This is a genomic window from Pseudomonas gorinensis (genome assembly GCF_042015035.1).
Taxonomy (GTDB): Bacteria; Pseudomonadota; Gammaproteobacteria; order Pseudomonadales; family Pseudomonadaceae; genus Aquipseudomonas; species Aquipseudomonas gorinensis.
In genome coordinates this window covers 365,014-382,359 of record NZ_CP167125.1, presented here as the reverse complement: position 1 = coordinate 382,359, position 17,346 = coordinate 365,014, and the positions used below count along the sequence as shown (strand labels likewise).

Here is a 17,346-nt window from a genome sequence, read left to right as displayed (position 1 = left end):
TCATTTGCTTTCCGCCTGCTTGATGGCCAGCACGTCTTTAGGCGTGACCATGTCGCCTTTGTTGTTACCCCAGGCGTTGCGCTCGTAGGTCACAACCGCAGCGATATCCACCTCGGACAGTTGCTTGCCGAACGCCGCCATGGCGGTGCCGGGCTTGCCGAAATAGACGCGGTGCAGGTGATCTTCCTTGGCGCCGGTGGCAATCGGCGAGCCCTTGAGCGCCGGGAACATTGGCGGCAGGCCCTGGCCTTCGGCCTGGTGACAGGCCACGCAGGTGGTGTGGTAGACCTTATCGCCACGGGCCACCAGCTCTTCAAGCGTCCACTCCTTGGAGGTCAGCTCCTTGAGCTTGGCGGCTTCGGCCTTGCGTTCGCCGAGCCAGGTGTCGTAGTCGGCCTTGGACTTGACCTCGACCACGATCGGCATGAAACCGTGGTCCTTGCCGCACAGTTCAGCGCATTGGCCACGATAGATGCCGGGCTTCTCGATACGGGTCCAGGCCTCGTTGACGAACCCAGGGATGGCGTCGCGCTTGACCGCAAAGGCCGGCACCCACCAGGAATGGATCACGTCGGCGGCCGTCACCAGGAAGCGCACCTTGGCCCCCACCGGCAGTACCAACGGCTGATCGACCTCCAGCAGGTAGTGTTCGCCCTTGGTCGCCTGGTTGTGGATCTGCTCGGCGGGCGTGGCCAGGTTGCTGAAGAACTCCACGTCCTGGCCCAGGTATTTGTAATGCCACTTCCACTGGTAGCCAGTGACCTGGATATCGATATCCGATTCACTGCTGTCGTAGATGTTGATCAGCGTCTTGGTCGCCGGAATGGCCATGGCCACCAGGATCAGCAAGGGCACCACGGTCCAGAGGATTTCCACGGTCGTGCTTTCGTGGAATTTGGCCGCGACCTGGCCCGTAGAGCGGCGGTGGAGGATCATCGACCAGAACATTGCGCCAAACACAACAATGCCGATTACCACACAGATCCAGAAAATGGTCATGTGCAGGTCGAACACAGCGTGACTGACTTCAGTCGCCCCTGGCGCCATATTCGTTGTCCAGGCGGCGTGCGCCTGACCGAATACTGACCACAACAGAAGGCCCATCCAAACGTGTGGATGTCGCGTCATTGCGGGTTCCCCTTATCGTTCTTGTTATCCCGCCGGTTTGCACCTGCGTCGAAGGGAGCGGCTTCCATACTGCTTACAACCGCTTAGCCTCACCTGCTTATGCAGTCTGGCGTCATCAGCTAATTGCGTACAAACCCGAGTATAGACAGGGTCTGCAACCCCGCAATGTGTAGGGGAAAATGAGCGAAAATGAACCGCCAAAGCCAATAAAACCGGGGGCGGAATCGTTTATCCGACAAACGATGGCAATTCGATATAACGTGGACGCATAACCATGAAATAATTATGACAAATGCGTCTTAGGATCTCGTATAAACGAGCTACCTTATGCTCTCCCTATTCCCAACGCCTGCATCACTGGAGCTTTCATGAACACCGCCGCATTGCGCGAGCAGATTTCCCATGCCCATCAACATGAAGCCCTCACTGGCCAGCTTGCCCAGCAGCTGGAAAAACAATTGCCGCACCTGCATTCGGCCATCTCCCTGGCTGACGGCGATCGCAACATTGTCATGACCCGCTTTGTCACGGCTTACATCGAACTTGTCCCCGACTTGCTGGACGCCGCCAACGATGTGGCCCGCGAAGCCGGTATCGAGAGCCAGATCAAGCCAGTATTGAAGATCGCCGAACAATTCTTCCTGCAACCGCCCGCGATCCTGGCTGGCCATGAAGGACTCGACGGCCTGTTGGACGAGGCCTACCTGGCCCATCGCCTGGTTGAAGAAGTCAATGATCTGTATATCAAGCATTTTGGCCAGCCACTGATTCCGGCAGATACCACCGTGGCTAACGTGATTGCCCATCAGTTGATCGGCGAAGCATTCGCCAACCAGCTGGACGAAGCGGTGCACCTGGCAGTGGATGAAATGCTCAACGAAGACAGCTTTGCGCTGGAGTCAGTCGAGGCGTATCGCGAACAGCTGAAAAGCCCGTACACGGAAGCCGCGTGGAAGCGCTGGCCGTGCCTGTCCCGCAAGCTGGGGGTTGAGTTGGCGTTGGATCAGCCGGCTTAAAGTTTCAGGCTGACGTTAAGCGTACATCGCCTTCTGTAGGAGCGAGGGGGACGCCTAGTTCTTGCTCGCGAGAAACGTCAACGATAACGCGTGTTGCCTGAATGAACGCGGCGCCTGTGAGTTCTTCGCGAGCAAGAACTAGGCGTCCCCCTCGCTCCTACAAAAAAGCCTTAACTGACCGGCATTAGGACTTGCCCCCTCCCACGTTTTGATCCGGTTCCCTCAGCCGATCGATGGCGCCGAACCTATCCCCGTCGTCGTCCTGACCCGGCCTTCCAACCGGCGCTTCAACCCGCGTGCCTCGATCATCAGCTTCGAGCCCTTGGCCGCGTTGGCCCGTCCCCATTCCTCCAGCAGCTCCAGGCAGGAATGGTCGATATAGCTGAGGTTACTCAGCGGCACATGCAGCAGGGTCCCGGCAGGCACGGTCGACAGTACCTGGGTCAACGCCGGCACTTTCAGGAAGGTCGCCGCCCCCACCAGGCGCAGTTCCATTTCACCGTCCCGGGGCAGGTCGACCAAGCTGATTTTCAGGCGCGAAGCCTTGAATGCCAGCTTGACCAACGTCAGCCCGAAGCCCACCAGCACACCGGTCAGCAGGTCGGTGAAGATGATCGCCAACGCCGTGGCCGCATAGGTAAACATCGGCATACGCCCATAACGCCCCAGAGCCCGAAATGCCTTGATATCCACCAGCTTGATCCCGGTGTACACCAGTACGCCCGCGAGGCTCGCCACAGGAATGCTCTGCAGCACGCTCGACAGCAGCAACACGAACCCCAGCAGCCATACGCCATGGAGCATCGCCGACAGGCGGGTGGTGGCACCCGCCTGCACGTTCGCCGAACTGCGCACGATCACGCCAGTCATCGGCAGGGCGCCGACCAGGCCACAGAGCATGTTGCCCACGCCCTGGGCAGACAGCTCCTTATCGAAGTCAGAACGCTGGCCGCTGTGCATGCGGTCGACGGCTGCCGCAGAGAGCAGGGTCTCGGCACTGGCAATAAACGCAACGGCGAACGCAGCAATCAACAACTGCGGATCAGCCAGGTTCAGCAGGTCGCCGGGCCGCAGCCAGTCGATGGCGTCGGCGAGGTTTTCCGGCACTTCCACACGCTTGACCTGCAACACCAGCACCAGGCTGGCGACCGTGGCCAGCCCCACGCCCAGCAAGGCCCCCGGCACAAACCGCAGCGTCTGCGGGCGGAATTTGTCCCACAGGTACATCACCAGCATGGTGGATAAACCGAGCAGGCCGGCCTGCCAGCCGAGCCCGCCACCCAGGGTTGGAATCGCCTCGCCCAAGGCTGCCGGGAAACCCACCAGGTTATCCAGCCCCGAGGGCTTGGGCGCGCCATCGAGCATCACATGAATCTGCGATAGCACAATCAGCACACCGATCCCCGCCAGCATGCCGTAGACCACCGCCGGCGCCGTGACACGGAACCAGCAGCCCAGGCGCAAGCGCCCGGCCACCAGTTGCAGGAAGCCCGCCAGCAACAGAATCGGCCCAAGCATTGCCATACCGTGCTGGCGCACCAGTTCGAATACCAGCACCGCCAAGCCCGCTGCCGGGCCGCTGACCTGCAGCGGTGACCCCGCCATCCAGCCCACCACCAGGCCACCGATAATCCCGGTGATCAGGCCCTTGGCCGGTGGCATGCCGGAAGCGATCGCGATCCCCATGCACAAGGGCAGGGCAACCAGAAACACAACCACGGAGGCGAGGAGCTCCCGTGGCAATACAGCTTTCAATTGAGCAGCACGCATGATGACTCTCCCGAGGCATTCGCCGGGCGCGGCAAAGCCTGGCTGCATCCATGGCAGCCACCGCTTTACCCGGCAGGGAAGTGTGTTAGAAGCGCGCTTTAGGCGTCGCGGATGGAATCGGCTCGGTGCCGTTCAAGGGTCGGAATGCCGACTGTTCCGCATCGTAGGCCCGGATTTCGCTGGTCTCGATGTCGTAGATCCAGCCATGGATAAACAAATGACCATTGGCCATGCGCGAAGCCACGGAAGGATGGGTACGCAAATGTTGCAACTGGGCGATGACGTTTTCTTCGGTCAGCACTTTCATGCTCTCGCCTTCATTGGCGCAGTCGCAGTTGTCGTGGACCATGGCCTTGGCGACCTCGGCATGACGCAGCCAGGCCTTGACCGTCGGCATCTTCTCCAGGCTCTGGGGGTTGAGCACCGCGCGCATCGCGCCACAGTCGGAGTGCCCGCATACGATGATGTGCTGCACGCCCAGGGCAAGCACCGCGTACTCGATGGCGGTGGAAACGCCGCCGTTCATCTGCCCGTAGGGTGGCACCACGTTGCCGACGTTACGGGTCACGAACAGGTCGCCGGGGGAGCTTTGGGTGATCAGCTCGGGCACGATGCGCGAGTCGGCGCAGGTAATGAACATCGCCCGTGGGCTCTGGGCCGTGGCGAGTTTCTTGAAGAGTTCTTCCTGCTGGGGGAAGACGTCGTGATGGAAATGCAAAAAGCCGTCAACGATATGCTTTAGCGCTGCATCGGCGGATTCCGCCACCTGAGGGGCTGAAGCCGACGCAGCCAACGGCTGTTTATCCTTGTCACTCATGATTCATCCTCTTGATTAATGCAGGGGAGTTGTCAGGTCAGTTCGACGCGCGCTCAGTGGATTAGTTGAAAAATCCCACAATGATAGGCGCCGACTCATCAGTCACTCGCTGAACAAGGTAACCGCCAAAACTTAACTCAAACTGAATGAACCGCTCTAGATCGCGGGTTTCAGTGATGTCAAAACGCGACTATTCCTACAGGAAGAGTGCATTCTTCTTATCATTCTACAACAACACCATTTGTCTGCCCGGTGGGCAGAACGCCGTGCAATCGAGATCAAAGCCTTCCCGACGATTGAGGCCCAGGCGCTTGATCGCCTTGGCAAAACGTTGCGCCAGCAGATCGGCGAACGGCCCCTCGCCCCGCATGCGCACGCCGAACCGGCTGTCATACACCTCGCCGCCGCGCACCTGGCGCACCAGGCTCATCACATGGGCCGCGCGCTGCGGGTAATGCGCCGCCAACCATTCCTCGAACAAAGGCGCCACCTCCAACGGCAAGCGCAACATCATGTAGGCCGCACTTTGAGCACCTGCGGCGTGGGCCTCGGCCAACAGGCTTTCGAGCTCGCTGTCATTGATCATCGGGATCATCGGCGAGCACAACACCCCCACCGGGATACCGGCCTCGCGCATCACCCGGATCGCCCGCAACCGCGCCTTGGGCGCTGCCGTGCGCGGCTCCAGGATGCGCTTGAGCTCGTCATCCAGGCTGGTGAGGCTGATCATCACCGCCACCAGCCGCTGCCGGGCCAGTTCGGTCAGCAGGTCAAGATCGCGCAGGATCAGCGAGCCCTTAGTGATGATGGTCACCGGATGCCGATAACGCAGCAGCACTTCAAGGGTTTGCCGGGTGATCTTGTATTCGCGCTCGATGGGTTGGTATGGATCGGTATTGGAGCCCAGGTTGATCGGCGCGCATACGTAACCCGGTTTGGACAGTTGCTGCTCCAGCACCTCGGCCGCGTTGCTCTTGGCAATCAGCTTGGTCTCGAAATCCAGCCCTGGCGACAGGTCCCAATAGGCATGGCTGGGTCGCGCATAGCAGTAGATGCAGCCATGCTCGCAGCCACGATACGGGTTGATCGAGCGATCGAACGGCAGGTCTGGCGAGTTGTTGCGGGTGATGATGGTCTTGGCCGTCTCGATGCGCACTTCGGTGCCCTGGGTCGGCGGCACTTCCTGGTACCAACCGTCGTCCTCGGCCACGCTGGCGGTGGGCGCAAAGCGGTTGTGCAGGTTGGTGGCCGTGCCCCGGCCACGGGGCGGTAGGGGGGAATTCATGGGCATACCTCAATACTGTATCTACATACAGTATTTCAACCCGACGTTTCGCGCCAGCACCGTTGGGCAGGAAGTCGCCAGGCAATTTACTTACATGTGTAAGTGCAAGGTATTACATGTGAGCTTTCAAGTAACAAATCGCCACACTTAGTTCATGGATTAAGCTTTCAGCATGCACTTATGATCCTGTCCCAACTTAATAAACACCAAAAGGATCCAAGTATGTCTCAGGACGAAATACGTTTGACTTGTGAAGACTTTGAGAAAGATAACAGCCCGGAAATCTTACTCGAGCGTTTTACCAATGGGGATCTTTCGTACGCTATGTATGCCTCTTCATCCAAGAAAGATGGGCATTACGACACGACCTCCAGCCCAACAGACCTGGACAATGACGGCGACTTCGATAACGAAGACAAGGCAATTTTCCTGACTATGGCCAATGCCTTCGCGAAGACCTGCCAGCGAAAGTCAAATTAAACGAAGCGTTCCAAGAAATAGAAAACGCCCAACTTATATAAATCACCCTATATAAGTTGGGCGCGCGACACTCGAACTTATTTAGTTCTTATCGCCCTGTTTTTTACGCAACTCCGCAACTTGCGCAGCACTTGTTGCAACACCTTTATTACCCCAGCTACCCCGCACGAAACTGACCACATCCGCCACTTCCTGGTCCGACAGCCTCCAGGCGAACGCCGGCATGGTGAAGGTGGACGGCGCTGTGTGCGTTGCCGGCAAGGTCCCACCGTTCAACACAATGTTGATCAGCGACGTGGCATCCGCCGTCTGCAACACCGGGTTACCCGCCAGCGCCGGGAACACCCGCGTATAACCATGGCCGTCGGTACGGTGGCAGGCCGCACAGTTGTCGATGTACACCGACGCGCCCGGCTTGCTGTCATCACCTTTCCATAGCGCTTCAGCCACCTGCTTGTCGTACTGGTGCGGTGCGTCGTTGGGATCGACCGCGGGCAGGCTCTTGAGGTAGCGGGCGATAGCAGTCAGGTCGTCTTGCGACATGTACTGCATGCTGTGGACGACCACATCGCTCATGCCACCAAACACGGCACTGCGATCACTGCGGCCAGTCTTGAGGAATTGCACCAGTTGCGCCTCGCTCCAGCTGCCGAGGCCGTCCTTGTGGTCGCCGCGCAGGCTCTTGGCGATCCAGCCTTCCAGCGGCGCACTGCCGGACAGGAACGCGTTGCCGTCAGTGGCACTCAGGGCTTTTTCCTGCATGGTCAGGGCACGCGGCGTATGGCACGCGCCGCAGTGGCCAAGCCCTTCCACCAGATAGGCACCCCGGCTGATCACCGGCTCAGCACCCGCCGCCTGGTCGTGCGCCACCTCAGGCGCGAACATCCAACGCCACGCCGCCAGCGGCCAGCGCATGCTCAGCGGCCAAGGAATGTCGCTGTCTTTGTTCTCCTGCGCGACGGGCTCCACGCCTTTCATGAAGTACGCATACAACGCCCGCATATCGCTCTCGCTGACACGGGCGTAAGACGGGTAGGGCATCGCCGGGTAAAGCGTACTACCACTCTTGGCGACGCCATGGCGCACGGCCTTGTCGAAGTCCTCGAAGCTGTAGCCACCCAGGCCGGTCTGGTCCGGGGTGATGTTGGTGGAATAGATCACACCAATGGGGGTCTCCATCGGCAGGCCACCCGCGAACGGTTTACCACCCTTGGCCGTGTGGCAGGCCACGCAGTCTCCGGCGCGGGCCAGGTATTCGCCCTGCTGGATCAGGTCGGTTTCGGCTGCGCTTACCGAACAGCTGCTGAGCAACGCCAGGGAGGCGATAACAAGTGCTTTCATGGTCATCGCTCCTTATGCCTGAACCAGCGGGCCGGGGTTTTTCAGGTACTGCTCGCGGATCGCCCGGGCCGACCAATAGGTCAGCGCTGCCACCAGGCCTGTGGGGTTGTAACCCAGGCCTTGGGGGAACGCGGACGCACCCGGGACAAATACGTTGTGGACATCCCAGCACTGCAGGTAGCGGTTCAAAGCGCTGGTTTTCGGGTCGGTGCCCATGATCGCGCCACCGTTAAGGTGGGTGGTCTGGTACGACGCGGTATTGAAATGCTCCCCGACCTTCTTGCCCAACACGGCAATGGCCTTGGGGTTCATCGCTTCGGCAATCTTGCCCATTTTCTCGACCATGAAGCGGTTCATCTTGATGTCGTTTTCCTGCCAGTCGAACGTCATGCGCAGCAGCGGCAGGCCGTAGGCATCGCGGTACACCGGGTCCAGATCCAGGTAGTTACCCCGATAGGATTGATGGGCGCCGTGGGCGTCCATCGACACCTGGTGGGTGTAGTAATCAGCCGTAGCGCGTTTCCAGGCGCTGCCCCAGGCCGGAGTGCCCGGAGGGTTGGAGGTGCCGGCAATCGGTCGGCTGCCGGCCTGGTTGACCCACATCGGCGAGCCCCCGACAAAGCCATGAGGCCCGTGGTCGAAGTTGTCCGCATTGAAGTCGTCGATGGCCACGCCATTGCCACCAGCCCCGATGAAGTTGTTGGTGTGGGTGTCCTTGTCGAAGAACGCCTTGATGGTAGCCATGTTCTGATAGGCGAAGTTGCGACCCACCACGCCTTCGTTGGTCACCGGGTCGTAGGGCTTGCCGATACCGGACAACAGCATCAGGCGCACGTTGTGGAACTGGAACGCGCCGAGGATCACCAGGTCCGCCGGTTGCTCGCATTCCCGGCCCTGGGCGTCGATATAGGTCACGCCGGTGGCCTTGCTCTTGGTGCTGTCGAGGTTGACCTTGAGCACATGGGAGTTGGGCCGCAGTTCGAAGTTAGGCACCTGGCGCAGTGCCGGCAGGATGTTCACGTTCGGTGACGCCTTGGAATACATGTAGCACACGTAGCCACTGCAAAAACCGCAGAAGTTGCACGGGCCCATCTGTGCGCCATAGGGGTTGGTGTAAGGCCCCGAGGTGTTGGCTGACGGCAGGTTGTAGGGTTTATAACCTACGCTGGTGGCGGCCTTCTGGAACAGTTGGGCCGACACGGTATTTTTTTGCGCTTCCAGCGGGAACGGGTTGGAGCGGTCGGGCGCGTAGGGGTTGCCGCCACGGCCTTCGCCGACCAACTGGCCTTTGACGGTCCAGGCCTGGCCAGAGGTGCCGAAGACTTTTTCCGCATAGTCGAAGAACGGTTCCAGCTCTTCGTAGCTGACGCCGAAGTCCTGGATGGTCATGTCCTTGGGAATGAAGTTCTTCCCATAGCGCTCTTCGTAATGGCTGCGCATGCGCAACTCGATAGGGTCGACGCGAAAATGCACGCCTGACCAATGCAGGCCGGCACCGCCCACGCCATTGCCCGGCAGGAATGCACCCAATTGACGGTTGGGCAGGGCGATGTCGTTCACGCTATGGCGAATCGTCACCGTCTCCTTGGAAATGTCCTGGAAGAGTTTTTTTCGCACGCTGTAGGTCAGTTCATCGATGACCTGGGGATAGTTGCCATCCGGATAGGTGTCCTGCATCGGGCCGCGCTCCAGCGCGACCACATTCAGGCCAGCTTCCGTCAGCTCCTTGGCCATGATCGCGCCGGTCCAGCCGAAGCCGACGATCACCGCATCCACTTTCTTCATGATGGTCGCCACGTTTATGCCCTCTCGCCGCGAATGGAAACAGCCGGGAAGGGGTATTGCTCGTTGCGTTCCACCCAATCCATGAAGTCGGCGCGCGCGCCGGGGAAGCCGATCATGGTCCAGCCGACCATGCCCTTGTTGCCGCCGTGGATCGGGTCGCAGAAGAACCCTTCCTTGGTGTTTTGCAGCAGCAGGTTGAAAAACATCTTCGGCGGTACCGCGTCGAAATGCGCGGTCACTTCGCTGCCGCCGGCTTCCAGACGGTGGAGCATATCGTCCTGGGTAGCGCTGTCTTGCGCGGCAAAAACCTTCCCGTTGAACGCTTTCGACCAGGCATCCGTGGCGGCAATACCCAGTCGGTAGATCTCTTTGGGCACCAATTTGCTTTGCCAGCCCATCTCCGGCGCGGCATCGGCGTTGAACGGCCCTTGCATGAACCACAGTGCGCCGCTGGCGTAAGGCGTGTTCATCTGACGGTCGATGTATTCCGGCGCGCCCCCTTCCAGGGCGCCCGGGCCTTGTGCATCGGCGGGAATCAGGCGCGCGACAGCAGCGTTGATAAACGCCCACTCTTCAGCGGTGAAATAGCTCGGCTCATAGGCCTTGCCGCTGGCCGCAGGCTGGGCCGGCGCGGCCTGGGCAGGCTCGGGCGTAGCCATCAGCATCGAACCGCCAAGACCGGTGCTGGCAACCGTGACCACCGGGATCAAGGTCAAGGATTTGCGCAGGAAGTCACGCCGGGGGTTGTCTTGATCTTGATCAGACATGGGGCACCTCATCATGGGGTCACGGGTTTATCAGCGGCTTCTAGGGAGCAGCTTGAAGTTAGCGGCAGCAAGTTGGATCCAACCGATCCAAGGAGATAGAACGCAGCGGCAATCAATAGTTACAAATGATAGCAGGCTAAGGATCAGGAGAATCGGTTCATCAAGAAAAGAACATTGCTTCACGATTCTTTGACAGCCGCCTCACGCCCTGTTGACCCCTGTTCATCGACTCTGGGCGCCATCAACCTACTTCCCCCATTCGGTCACGTCGCCCATGTTCAAGCCACAATTACTGCCAGCCCTTGGTCTTGCATTCATGGCCTTGTTCGCCACGGCTCACGCCCACGCCGATGAAAACTCGTCCATCCGTTCGCCGGAGTGGGCGCAACCCGTGGGCGACCAGTACAACCTGCACCAGATGACACCCACGCTCTACCGCAGCGCGCTGCCGGACAGCAACGCGGCGCCCCTGCTGGAAAAACTCAAGATCGGCACCGTGATCAACTTCCTGCCGGAATCCGACGCCAGCTGGCTCAAGGCCCCTGGCATCCGGCAGGTGCAGTTGGCTTATCGCACCAACCATGTCGATGACACCGACGTGCTGGCAGCGCTCCGCGCGATCCAGGAGGCCCAGGCCAATGGCCCGGTGCTCATGCACTGCAAGCACGGCTCGGACCGCACCGGCCTGATGGCGGCGATGTATCGCGTCGTGGTTCAGGGATGGAGCAAGGAAGAGGCGTTGAACGAAATGACCCTGGGCGGGTTCGGTACCAGCAACGGCTTCAAGGATGGCATTCGCTACATGATGAAAGCCGATATCGACAAGTTGCGCACAGCCTTGGCGAAGGGCGATTGCAGCACCAGCGCCTTTGCCCTGTGTTCGATGAAGGATTGGATTACGACCTCCGGCAAGCCAGAGGAAAAACTGTAGGCGCAAGGTCGCGAAGAGCCTCAACGACGCCGCGGGTATCCTGAATGCCCGCGGCGTCCTCGCGTTTTTCGCGAGCAAGCTCGTTCCTACAGGGGCTTGCGTGGATGCGTCAGTCTTTCTTCAGCTTCGGATTAGGAAAAAACTGTACCGCCTGCACCTTCGGATCCGGCGCTTTCAACGCCGACGTATTGACCCGCGTGCCCAACTCCTTGGGCACCGACAAACCTTGATCATTCAGCGTATCGGTATACCCGCAAGCCACGCATTCGCGGTGCGGGACGCTGTCCTCGGTCCACATCTTGAGCTTGTCCGGCTCGCTGCACGCCGGGCAGACCGCCCCGGCGATAAATTGCTTCTTGGTGATCACAGGCCCGTCACTCATGCTGCCGCGCCCTCGCTCAGGCCGCTGTGGCGCAAGAGTGCGTCAATCGACGGCGCGCGTCCGCGGAAGTCGACGAACAGCACCATCGGCTCCTGGGAGCCGCCACGGGCCAGGATGGCTTCGCGGAATGCGCGGCCGGTCTCGGCATTGAGCACGCCTTCTTCTTCGAACTTGGAGAAGGCGTCGGCCGACAGCACCTCAGCCCACTTGTAGCTGTAGTAACCCGCGGCATAACCGCCAGCAAAAATGTGCGCAAAGCTGTTGGGGAAACGGTTGTAGGCGGGTGGACGCATCACCGAGACCTCGTCGCGCACCCCTTCGAGCACCTGCGCCACACTGCGTCCGTCGCCATGCGTCGCATGCAGTTCGAAGTCGAACAGCGAGAACTCCAGCTGTCGCACCATCATCAGGCCGGACTGGAAGTTCTTTGCCGCCAGCATTTTTTCCAGCAGGTCCTGGGGCAGCGGCTCACCGGTTTCATAGTGGCCGGAGATCAACGCCAAGCCTTCCGGCTCCCAGCACCAGTTCTCCATGAACTGGCTCGGCAACTCCACCGCATCCCAGGCCACGCCGTTGATGCCGGAAACGCCGGCGTGCTCAACGCGGGTCAGCAGGTGATGCAGGCCGTGGCCGAATTCGTGGAACAGGGTGGTCACTTCATCGTGGGTCAGCAGGGCCGGCTTGCCGCTGTCGGCCGGGGTGAAGTTGCACACCAGGTTGGCCACCGGGCTCTGCAGCACACCGTCGATGGTACGACGGCGGTCACGCGCGCCGTCCATCCAGGCACCGCCACGCTTGTTGGCGCGGGCGTACAGGTCGAAGAAGAAGCGACCGACATGCTGGCCGTTCTCCTTGATTTCGAACAGGCGCACGTCCGGGTGCCAGGTGTCGAAGTCTTTCTGTTCGGCGATTTCAATGCCGTACAGGCGCTGCACGATGGCGAACAGGCCGCTGAGCACTTTGTCGATCGGGAAGTAGGCGCGCAGGGCTTCCTGGGACACGCTGTAGCGTTGCTCACGCAGTTTTTCGCCGTAGAACCCGCTGTCCCAGCTTTGCAAGTCAGCGCAGCCTTGTTCGGCGGCGTAGGCCTTGAGCTGTTGCAGGTCCTGGGCGGCAAACGGCTTGCTGCGCTTGGCCAGGTCACGCAGGAAACTCAACACCTGGTCGCTGGACTCGGCCATCTTGGTGGCCAGGCTCAGTTCGGAGAACGAAGCGAAACCCAGCAGCTTGGCCAGTTCCTGGCGCAGGTCGAGGATCTGTTCCATCACCGGGCCGTTATCGTTCTGACCGGCATTCGGGCCTTGGTCCGACGCCCGGGTGCAGTAGGCGGCGTAGACTTCTTCACGCAGGGCGCGGTCCTGGGCGTAGGTCATCACCGCGTAATAGCTGGGGAACTCCAGGGTGATCAACCAGCCGTCGAGGCCTTTGGCCTGGGCAGCGGCGGCCATCTGCGCCTTGGCCGAGTCGGTCAGGCCGGCGAGCGTGGCTTCATCGGTGATGTGCTTGGTCCAGGCCTGGGTGGCATCCAGCAGTTGGTTGGAAAATTTGCTGCCCAGTTCGGAGAGTTTGCTCTGCACTTCGGCATAACGTTTTTGCTGCTCGGGCGGCAAATCGATACCCGAGAGGCGGAAATCGCGCAGGGAGTGTTCCAGGATAGTTTTTTGCGCCACGTCGAAACCGGCGGCTTCCGGGCTGTTGGCCAGCGCTTCATAAGCCTGGAACAGTTCACGGTTCTGGCCCATCTCGGTCGAATAGGCACTCAATGCCGGCAGGCATGCCTCGTAGGCTTCACGCAGTTCGGCGCTGTTGCATACGGCATTCAAGTGGCTGACCGGGCTCCAGGCGGCGCCCAGGCGGTCGTTGAGTTCGTCCATGGCCAGGACCAGGCCGGCCCACGTCGGATTTTCCCCCTGGCTTTGCAGGATGCCTTCGATGGCAACACGGTTGTCCGCGAGGATCTGTTCAATGGCCGGCTGCACGTGCTCGGCACGGATCGCCGAGAACGGCGGCAGGTCGTAGGACTGCAAAAGAGGGTTGTTCGCGCTCACGGTTGGCACCTTGGCTGAAGAAACGGGTAAGACAAAGATGGGGCCATCTTAATTACAATCAACGCCCACCGCAGCTATCAGCAGAAGAGAGAGAGGCTATCGTGACCCTTCGCACCTATCAGAACCACACGCCAACCCTGGGCGCCGGGGCTTTTGTCGACGTTTCGGCAGTGGTGATCGGCGATGTCGAAATCGGCACCGACAGCTCCGTTTGGCCGCTGACCGTGATCCGTGGCGACATGCACCGCATCCGCATCGGTGCGCGCACCAGCGTGCAGGATGGTTGCGTACTGCACATCACGCACGCGGGGCCGTTCAACCCGGAGGGTTTCCCACTGCTGATCGGCGACGACGTGACCATCGCCCACAAAGTCATGCTGCATGGCTGCACCGTGGGCAGCCGTATCCTGATCGGCATGGGCAGCATCGTGATGGACGGCGCGGTAGTGGAGGACGATGTGATCATCGGCGCTGGCAGCCTAGTGCCACCGGGCAAAAAACTGGACAGCGGTTTTTTGTATGTCGGCAGCCCGGTCAAGCAAATCCGCCCCCTGACGGACAAGGAGCGCGCCTTTTTTACCTACAGCGCCGCGAACTACGTCAAGCTCAAAGACCTGCACCTGGCAGAGGGGTTCGACCAGTGAACCTGCACTATCCGACCGTTTTATTCGACCTCGACGGCACCCTGACCGACCCACGCGAAGGCATCACCCGTTCGATCCAGTACGCCCTCGGCAAACTGGGGATCGATGAGCCTGACTTGACCAAACTGGAACACTTTATCGGCCCGCCGTTGCTGCAAGCGTTCATGCAGTTCTACGGTTTCGACGAGGCGAAGGCGTGGGAGGCGGTGAATTTCTACCGTGAGCGCTTCAAGGTCACCGGGCTGTATGAAAACCGGGTGTTCGAGGGGGTTATGCCGTTGCTGGAAGAATTGAACGGCCAGGGACGCCAACTGTACGTGGCCACGTCCAAACCGTGGGTGTTTGCTCGCGAAATTGCGCGGCATTTCGATTTTGCCAAACATTTCAAGGTGATCTACGGCAGCGAGTTGGACGGCACGCGCACCAACAAGGTCGAGCTGATCGCCCACCTGATCAGCGAGGAGGGGCTGGACCCGGCGACCACCCTGATGATCGGTGATCGCAAGCATGATCTGATCGGCGCACGCAGCAATGGGCTGGATTCGGCGGCTGTCGGTTATGGGTTTGGTAGTTTCGAAGAGTTGAATGCTGAGGCGCCGACTTGGCACTTTGAGACGTTGGCGCAGATGCATCAGGCGTTTTTGCAGCGGCCCTGAGACCGCCATCGGGGGCAAGTTCGCCGATCAAATGTGGGAGGGGGCTTGCCCCCGATGAGCATGGGTATCTACGCAACTTTCAGACCTTGAGAACTCTCCCTGTGGCGAGCGGGCTTGCCCCGCGTTGGGCTGCGCAGCAGCCCTAAAACCTCAGTCCGCGGTCTATCTGAAACAGCGCGGTGATCTTAGTGGGGCTGCTTCGCAGCCCAACGCGGGGCAAGCCCGCTCGCCACAACAGCCCTGTCTGCCGGGGGGCAGCGTTGAGCCTAAGTTGTGTAGATACCTATGCCCCGATGAGGCCTTACAGATCAACCCCCTTCCAACTGCCTCAACGCAGCCTTGCGCTCCCCCACCGGCAACTCGCCCAGCTTCTCCACCGCCGCATAGAACTTCAGCCAATCCCCGCCTTCCTGCCGAAACAACGCGGCAAACGCCGGCACCCATTGGTCATACAGCCCGAACGGCAACAACCGCGCGTTGTTCATGGGTTGGTTGATCCAGGCGTCATAACGCTTGTCGCCGCCCCACTGGCTGTCGCGCATGCGCTGGTAGTCACTGCGCAAGCGCTCAAATTCCGCCGCTTTGGCCCGCCTCATCAACGCAGCCGACAACGGCTGTGCGTACAAGGCCTCCAGGCGTTTGCGAGTATCAAGAATCAGGCGGATAAACTGATCGCGCTGTTGCAACGCTGCATCGCTCAAAGGCGCCAGGCCACGGGCGGCGCGCCATTGTCGCGTGCCTTCCTGCTCGACGAAGTTGGCAAAGGACTCATTGAATTCGGTGTCGTCCTTCACATAGAAGCGCTGGTGCGCGAGCTCATGGAAGATCAACGTGGCCAGGCGCTCGTCCCCCCAATTCATCATTGAACTCATGATCGGGTCATTGAACCAGCCCAAGGTGGAATAGGCCTCGACCCCTCCGATCGATACATCCATGCCCTGTTGCTTGAGCAACGCCGCCTCGCCCCGTGCCGCGCCCTGGCTGTAATAGCCGCGATAGGCCACGCAGCCTGCAATGGGGAAGCAATGGTTCTGGGGGGAGAGGGAAAATTCCTCGGTGGCGAAGACATTCCACACGACATAGGGCCGGCCGATATCGGCGTACAGGCGGTAACTCTGATTGTCGGGCAGGTGCAGATGCTGGCTGGCGAAGGTGCGGGCCTTCTGCGCTTGTGCAAGGCGGTCACGCAATAATTGCGGGCGAGAGGGATCAGCAATGACCTGCGCCACCGGCTCCCGGGCCTGCAACAACTGCCACTGGCCACTCGCCAACTGGCTGTAATAACTGACACTGGAGCAACCGCTGAGCAGCCCCACCAACAACCCCGGAAGAAAACGCCTGACCATGCCCCGACTGCTCCTGGGTAATTTGCTCGCCAGCCTATCGCGCCAGCACGGAATTTTTCCATGCCTGGGCATGTTTATACTCATGGGGAGTCTGTTGTCATCGGCAGCGGGCTCATACCTTTTCTTTCGTTGAGTGCCTGCCATGCGTCCGCTATTGCTTACCGTCGCCGCCCTGTTTCTCAGCGCCTGTGCCTCGACGCCCATCCCGCCGGTCGACCCCAAACAGGCCTGGGTCGATTTCGCCACGCCGACACCGGGCGCAAAACTGGTGATGGCCCAGCGACTGGACGGCAAGAACCTTCCGGACGGACGCTTCTTCCAGGTGCCGCCGGGCAGTCATGAGTTGATGGTGCGCTTTGATTTCGAGGTGCCGACCGGCGGCAGCCTCAATGGCTTTGGGCAAACGAGCGACCGTACCTGTTTCATCACCCTGCAGTATGACCATTTCGAGGCCGGCCAACGTTATCGCCTGGAAGGGCGCTCATTGGCCTTCACGCCGAATATCCGGCTGTATAACGCCGCTCGCCAATTGCTGGCTGAAGAACGCAGCGTCAACTGCCTGTGATCAGTCGTTATTTTTCTGATAGAGGATGCGCTTGGTGCCGTTTTCGCACGTACCGACAATCATCGCGCTGTCATGATTCTTGGCTTCTTCGGCGGTGATGATTTCCAGGGTGTAGGACGGAATCGCCTTGGCCTGGATATTCACTTCGATCTCTTTCCTGAGCTCTTCACAATCTTTTGGAGCGGCCACGGCCGATGTGGCCAGCACAGCGCAGATGATCGCCAAGGCAAAACGTTTCATGTGTGAAGCTCCCTGAATGCATGCGCACGGGTGTGCGCCTAAGGCTGCATAGGCTATAGGACCACATCGGGGAAACACGAGTTCTGATTTAACGCACAACTGAATGTGGGAGGGGGCTTGCCCCTCTCACATTTTTAAGGCGGTG

17 protein-coding genes are annotated in these 17,346 nt (G+C 60.1%); 6 read left to right on the top strand and 11 right to left on the bottom strand.

Annotation, left to right across the window (positions count from 1 at the left end; all coding sequences use genetic code 11):
• The gene (coxB, locus tag AB7933_RS01730; protein ID WP_024072608.1) at nucleotides 1-1,128 is read right to left on the bottom strand and encodes a cytochrome c oxidase subunit II; all 1,128 of its coding nucleotides are present in this window, start codon (nucleotides 1,126-1,128) and stop codon (nucleotides 1-3) included.
• A 368-nt stretch (nucleotides 1,129-1,496) separates the two neighbouring features.
• Here coxB and AB7933_RS01725 point away from each other — a divergent pair, with 368 nt between their 5' ends.
• Nucleotides 1,497-2,144 carry a hypothetical protein gene (locus AB7933_RS01725; RefSeq protein ID WP_024072607.1) on the top strand — a complete coding sequence of 216 codons (648 nt, stop codon included), beginning with the start codon at nucleotides 1,497-1,499 and terminating at the stop codon, nucleotides 2,142-2,144.
• A gap of 222 nt (nucleotides 2,145-2,366) precedes the next feature.
• On the opposite strand, the gene AB7933_RS01720 is transcribed toward AB7933_RS01725, so the two are convergent.
• The 3 genes from AB7933_RS01720 to AB7933_RS01710 all read right to left on the bottom strand — a co-directional run bounded on the left by AB7933_RS01720 (nucleotide 2,367) and on the right by AB7933_RS01710 (nucleotide 6,016).
• Nucleotides 2,367-3,914, bottom strand: a complete 1,548-nt coding sequence (locus tag AB7933_RS01720; RefSeq protein ID WP_024072606.1) for a SulP family inorganic anion transporter — start codon at nucleotides 3,912-3,914, stop codon at nucleotides 2,367-2,369.
• Between the two features lie 85 nt (nucleotides 3,915-3,999).
• Nucleotides 4,000-4,731, bottom strand: a complete 732-nt coding sequence (locus AB7933_RS01715) for a carbonic anhydrase (RefSeq protein WP_024072605.1) — start codon at nucleotides 4,729-4,731, stop codon at nucleotides 4,000-4,002.
• Nucleotides 4,732-4,957: 226 nt separating this feature from the next.
• Complete coding sequence (locus tag AB7933_RS01710; protein ID WP_024072604.1) at nucleotides 4,958-6,016, bottom strand: PA0069 family radical SAM protein; 1,059 nt, start codon at nucleotides 6,014-6,016, stop codon at nucleotides 4,958-4,960.
• A 222-nt stretch (nucleotides 6,017-6,238) separates the two neighbouring features.
• Here AB7933_RS01710 and AB7933_RS01705 point away from each other — a divergent pair, with 222 nt between their 5' ends.
• On the top strand, nucleotides 6,239-6,496 hold the full coding sequence (locus AB7933_RS01705; RefSeq protein WP_024072603.1) for a hypothetical protein: 258 nt from the start codon (nucleotides 6,239-6,241) through the stop codon (nucleotides 6,494-6,496).
• 81 nt (nucleotides 6,497-6,577) lie between these two features.
• Here the strand turns inward: AB7933_RS01705 and AB7933_RS01700 are convergent, their stop codons facing one another.
• Genes AB7933_RS01700 through AB7933_RS01690 form a run of 3 tightly spaced genes read right to left on the bottom strand, consistent with a single transcriptional unit; the run spans nucleotide 6,578 to nucleotide 10,389 of the window.
• On the bottom strand, nucleotides 6,578-7,837 hold the full coding sequence (locus tag AB7933_RS01700; protein ID WP_041160805.1) for a cytochrome c: 1,260 nt from the start codon (nucleotides 7,835-7,837) through the stop codon (nucleotides 6,578-6,580).
• Nucleotides 7,838-7,849: 12 nt separating this feature from the next.
• Nucleotides 7,850-9,634: a GMC family oxidoreductase gene (locus tag AB7933_RS01695; RefSeq protein ID WP_024072601.1), complete on the bottom strand. Its 1,785-nt coding sequence runs from the start codon at nucleotides 9,632-9,634 to the stop codon at nucleotides 7,850-7,852.
• 2 nt (nucleotides 9,635-9,636) lie between these two features.
• Nucleotides 9,637-10,389: a gluconate 2-dehydrogenase subunit 3 family protein gene (locus tag AB7933_RS01690; RefSeq protein WP_024072600.1), complete on the bottom strand. Its 753-nt coding sequence runs from the start codon at nucleotides 10,387-10,389 to the stop codon at nucleotides 9,637-9,639.
• Between the two features lie 274 nt (nucleotides 10,390-10,663).
• On the opposite strand from AB7933_RS01690, the gene AB7933_RS01685 reads away from it, so the two are divergent.
• A complete protein-coding gene (locus AB7933_RS01685) occupies nucleotides 10,664-11,320 on the top strand; it encodes a tyrosine-protein phosphatase (protein ID WP_024072599.1) in 657 nt (218 codons plus the stop codon).
• A gap of 109 nt (nucleotides 11,321-11,429) precedes the next feature.
• Here AB7933_RS01685 and AB7933_RS01680 read toward each other — a convergent pair whose 3' ends face one another.
• Nucleotides 11,430-11,702, bottom strand: coding sequence for a YheV family putative zinc ribbon protein (locus AB7933_RS01680; protein ID WP_024072598.1), 273 nt, complete (start codon nucleotides 11,700-11,702; stop codon nucleotides 11,430-11,432).
• A complete protein-coding gene (gene prlC / locus AB7933_RS01675) occupies nucleotides 11,699-13,750 on the bottom strand; it encodes an oligopeptidase A (RefSeq protein WP_041160804.1) in 2,052 nt (683 codons plus the stop codon). Before prlC ends, AB7933_RS01680 begins: the two co-directional genes overlap by 4 nt.
• Nucleotides 13,751-13,851: 101 nt before the next feature.
• Here prlC and AB7933_RS01670 point away from each other — a divergent pair, with 101 nt between their 5' ends.
• Together AB7933_RS01670 and AB7933_RS01665 are read left to right on the top strand one after the other, a co-directional pair.
• Complete coding sequence (locus tag AB7933_RS01670; RefSeq protein ID WP_024072596.1) at nucleotides 13,852-14,394, top strand: gamma carbonic anhydrase family protein; 543 nt, start codon at nucleotides 13,852-13,854, stop codon at nucleotides 14,392-14,394.
• Entirely contained in the window at nucleotides 14,391-15,050 is a 660-nt protein-coding gene (locus AB7933_RS01665; RefSeq protein ID WP_024072595.1) for an HAD family hydrolase, read from the top strand. The genes AB7933_RS01670 and AB7933_RS01665 overlap by 4 nt, the downstream gene beginning before the upstream one ends.
• Nucleotides 15,051-15,358: 308 nt before the next feature.
• Here the strand turns inward: AB7933_RS01665 and AB7933_RS01660 are convergent, their stop codons facing one another.
• Complete coding sequence (locus AB7933_RS01660) at nucleotides 15,359-16,396, bottom strand: aminopeptidase (protein ID WP_024072594.1); 1,038 nt, start codon at nucleotides 16,394-16,396, stop codon at nucleotides 15,359-15,361.
• Between the two features lie 142 nt (nucleotides 16,397-16,538).
• On the opposite strand from AB7933_RS01660, the gene AB7933_RS01655 reads away from it, so the two are divergent.
• Entirely contained in the window at nucleotides 16,539-16,961 is a 423-nt protein-coding gene (locus AB7933_RS01655) for a hypothetical protein (RefSeq protein WP_024072593.1), read from the top strand.
• On the opposite strand, the gene AB7933_RS01650 is transcribed toward AB7933_RS01655, so the two are convergent.
• Nucleotides 16,962-17,201 (bottom strand): DUF1161 domain-containing protein, encoded by a 240-nt coding sequence (locus AB7933_RS01650; RefSeq protein ID WP_024072592.1) that lies wholly within the window; start codon nucleotides 17,199-17,201, stop codon nucleotides 16,962-16,964.
• Nucleotides 17,202-17,346: the final 145 nt, after the last annotated feature.

Excerpts from the sequence above, each read along its gene's own strand:
- coxB (WP_024072608.1), bottom strand. The coding sequence starts at position 1,128 with ATGACGCGACATCCACACGTTTGGATGGGCCTTCTGTTGTGGTCAGTA.
- AB7933_RS01725 (WP_024072607.1), top strand. The coding sequence starts at position 1,497 with ATGAACACCGCCGCATTGCGCGAGCAGATTTCCCATGCCCATCAACAT.
- AB7933_RS01720 (WP_024072606.1), bottom strand. The coding sequence starts at position 3,914 with ATGCGTGCTGCTCAATTGAAAGCTGTATTGCCACGGGAGCTCCTCGCC.
- AB7933_RS01715 (WP_024072605.1), bottom strand. The coding sequence starts at position 4,731 with ATGAGTGACAAGGATAAACAGCCGTTGGCTGCGTCGGCTTCAGCCCCT.
- AB7933_RS01710 (WP_024072604.1), bottom strand. The coding sequence starts at position 6,016 with ATGAATTCCCCCCTACCGCCCCGTGGCCGGGGCACGGCCACCAACCTG.
- AB7933_RS01705 (WP_024072603.1), top strand. The coding sequence starts at position 6,239 with ATGTCTCAGGACGAAATACGTTTGACTTGTGAAGACTTTGAGAAAGAT.
- AB7933_RS01700 (WP_041160805.1), bottom strand. The coding sequence starts at position 7,837 with ATGAAAGCACTTGTTATCGCCTCCCTGGCGTTGCTCAGCAGCTGTTCG.
- AB7933_RS01690 (WP_024072600.1), bottom strand. The coding sequence starts at position 10,389 with ATGTCTGATCAAGATCAAGACAACCCCCGGCGTGACTTCCTGCGCAAA.
- AB7933_RS01685 (WP_024072599.1), top strand. The coding sequence starts at position 10,664 with ATGTTCAAGCCACAATTACTGCCAGCCCTTGGTCTTGCATTCATGGCC.
- AB7933_RS01680 (WP_024072598.1), bottom strand. The coding sequence starts at position 11,702 with ATGAGTGACGGGCCTGTGATCACCAAGAAGCAATTTATCGCCGGGGCG.
- AB7933_RS01660 (WP_024072594.1), bottom strand. The coding sequence starts at position 16,396 with ATGGTCAGGCGTTTTCTTCCGGGGTTGTTGGTGGGGCTGCTCAGCGGT.
- AB7933_RS01655 (WP_024072593.1), top strand. The coding sequence starts at position 16,539 with ATGCGTCCGCTATTGCTTACCGTCGCCGCCCTGTTTCTCAGCGCCTGT.
- AB7933_RS01650 (WP_024072592.1), bottom strand. The coding sequence starts at position 17,201 with ATGAAACGTTTTGCCTTGGCGATCATCTGCGCTGTGCTGGCCACATCG.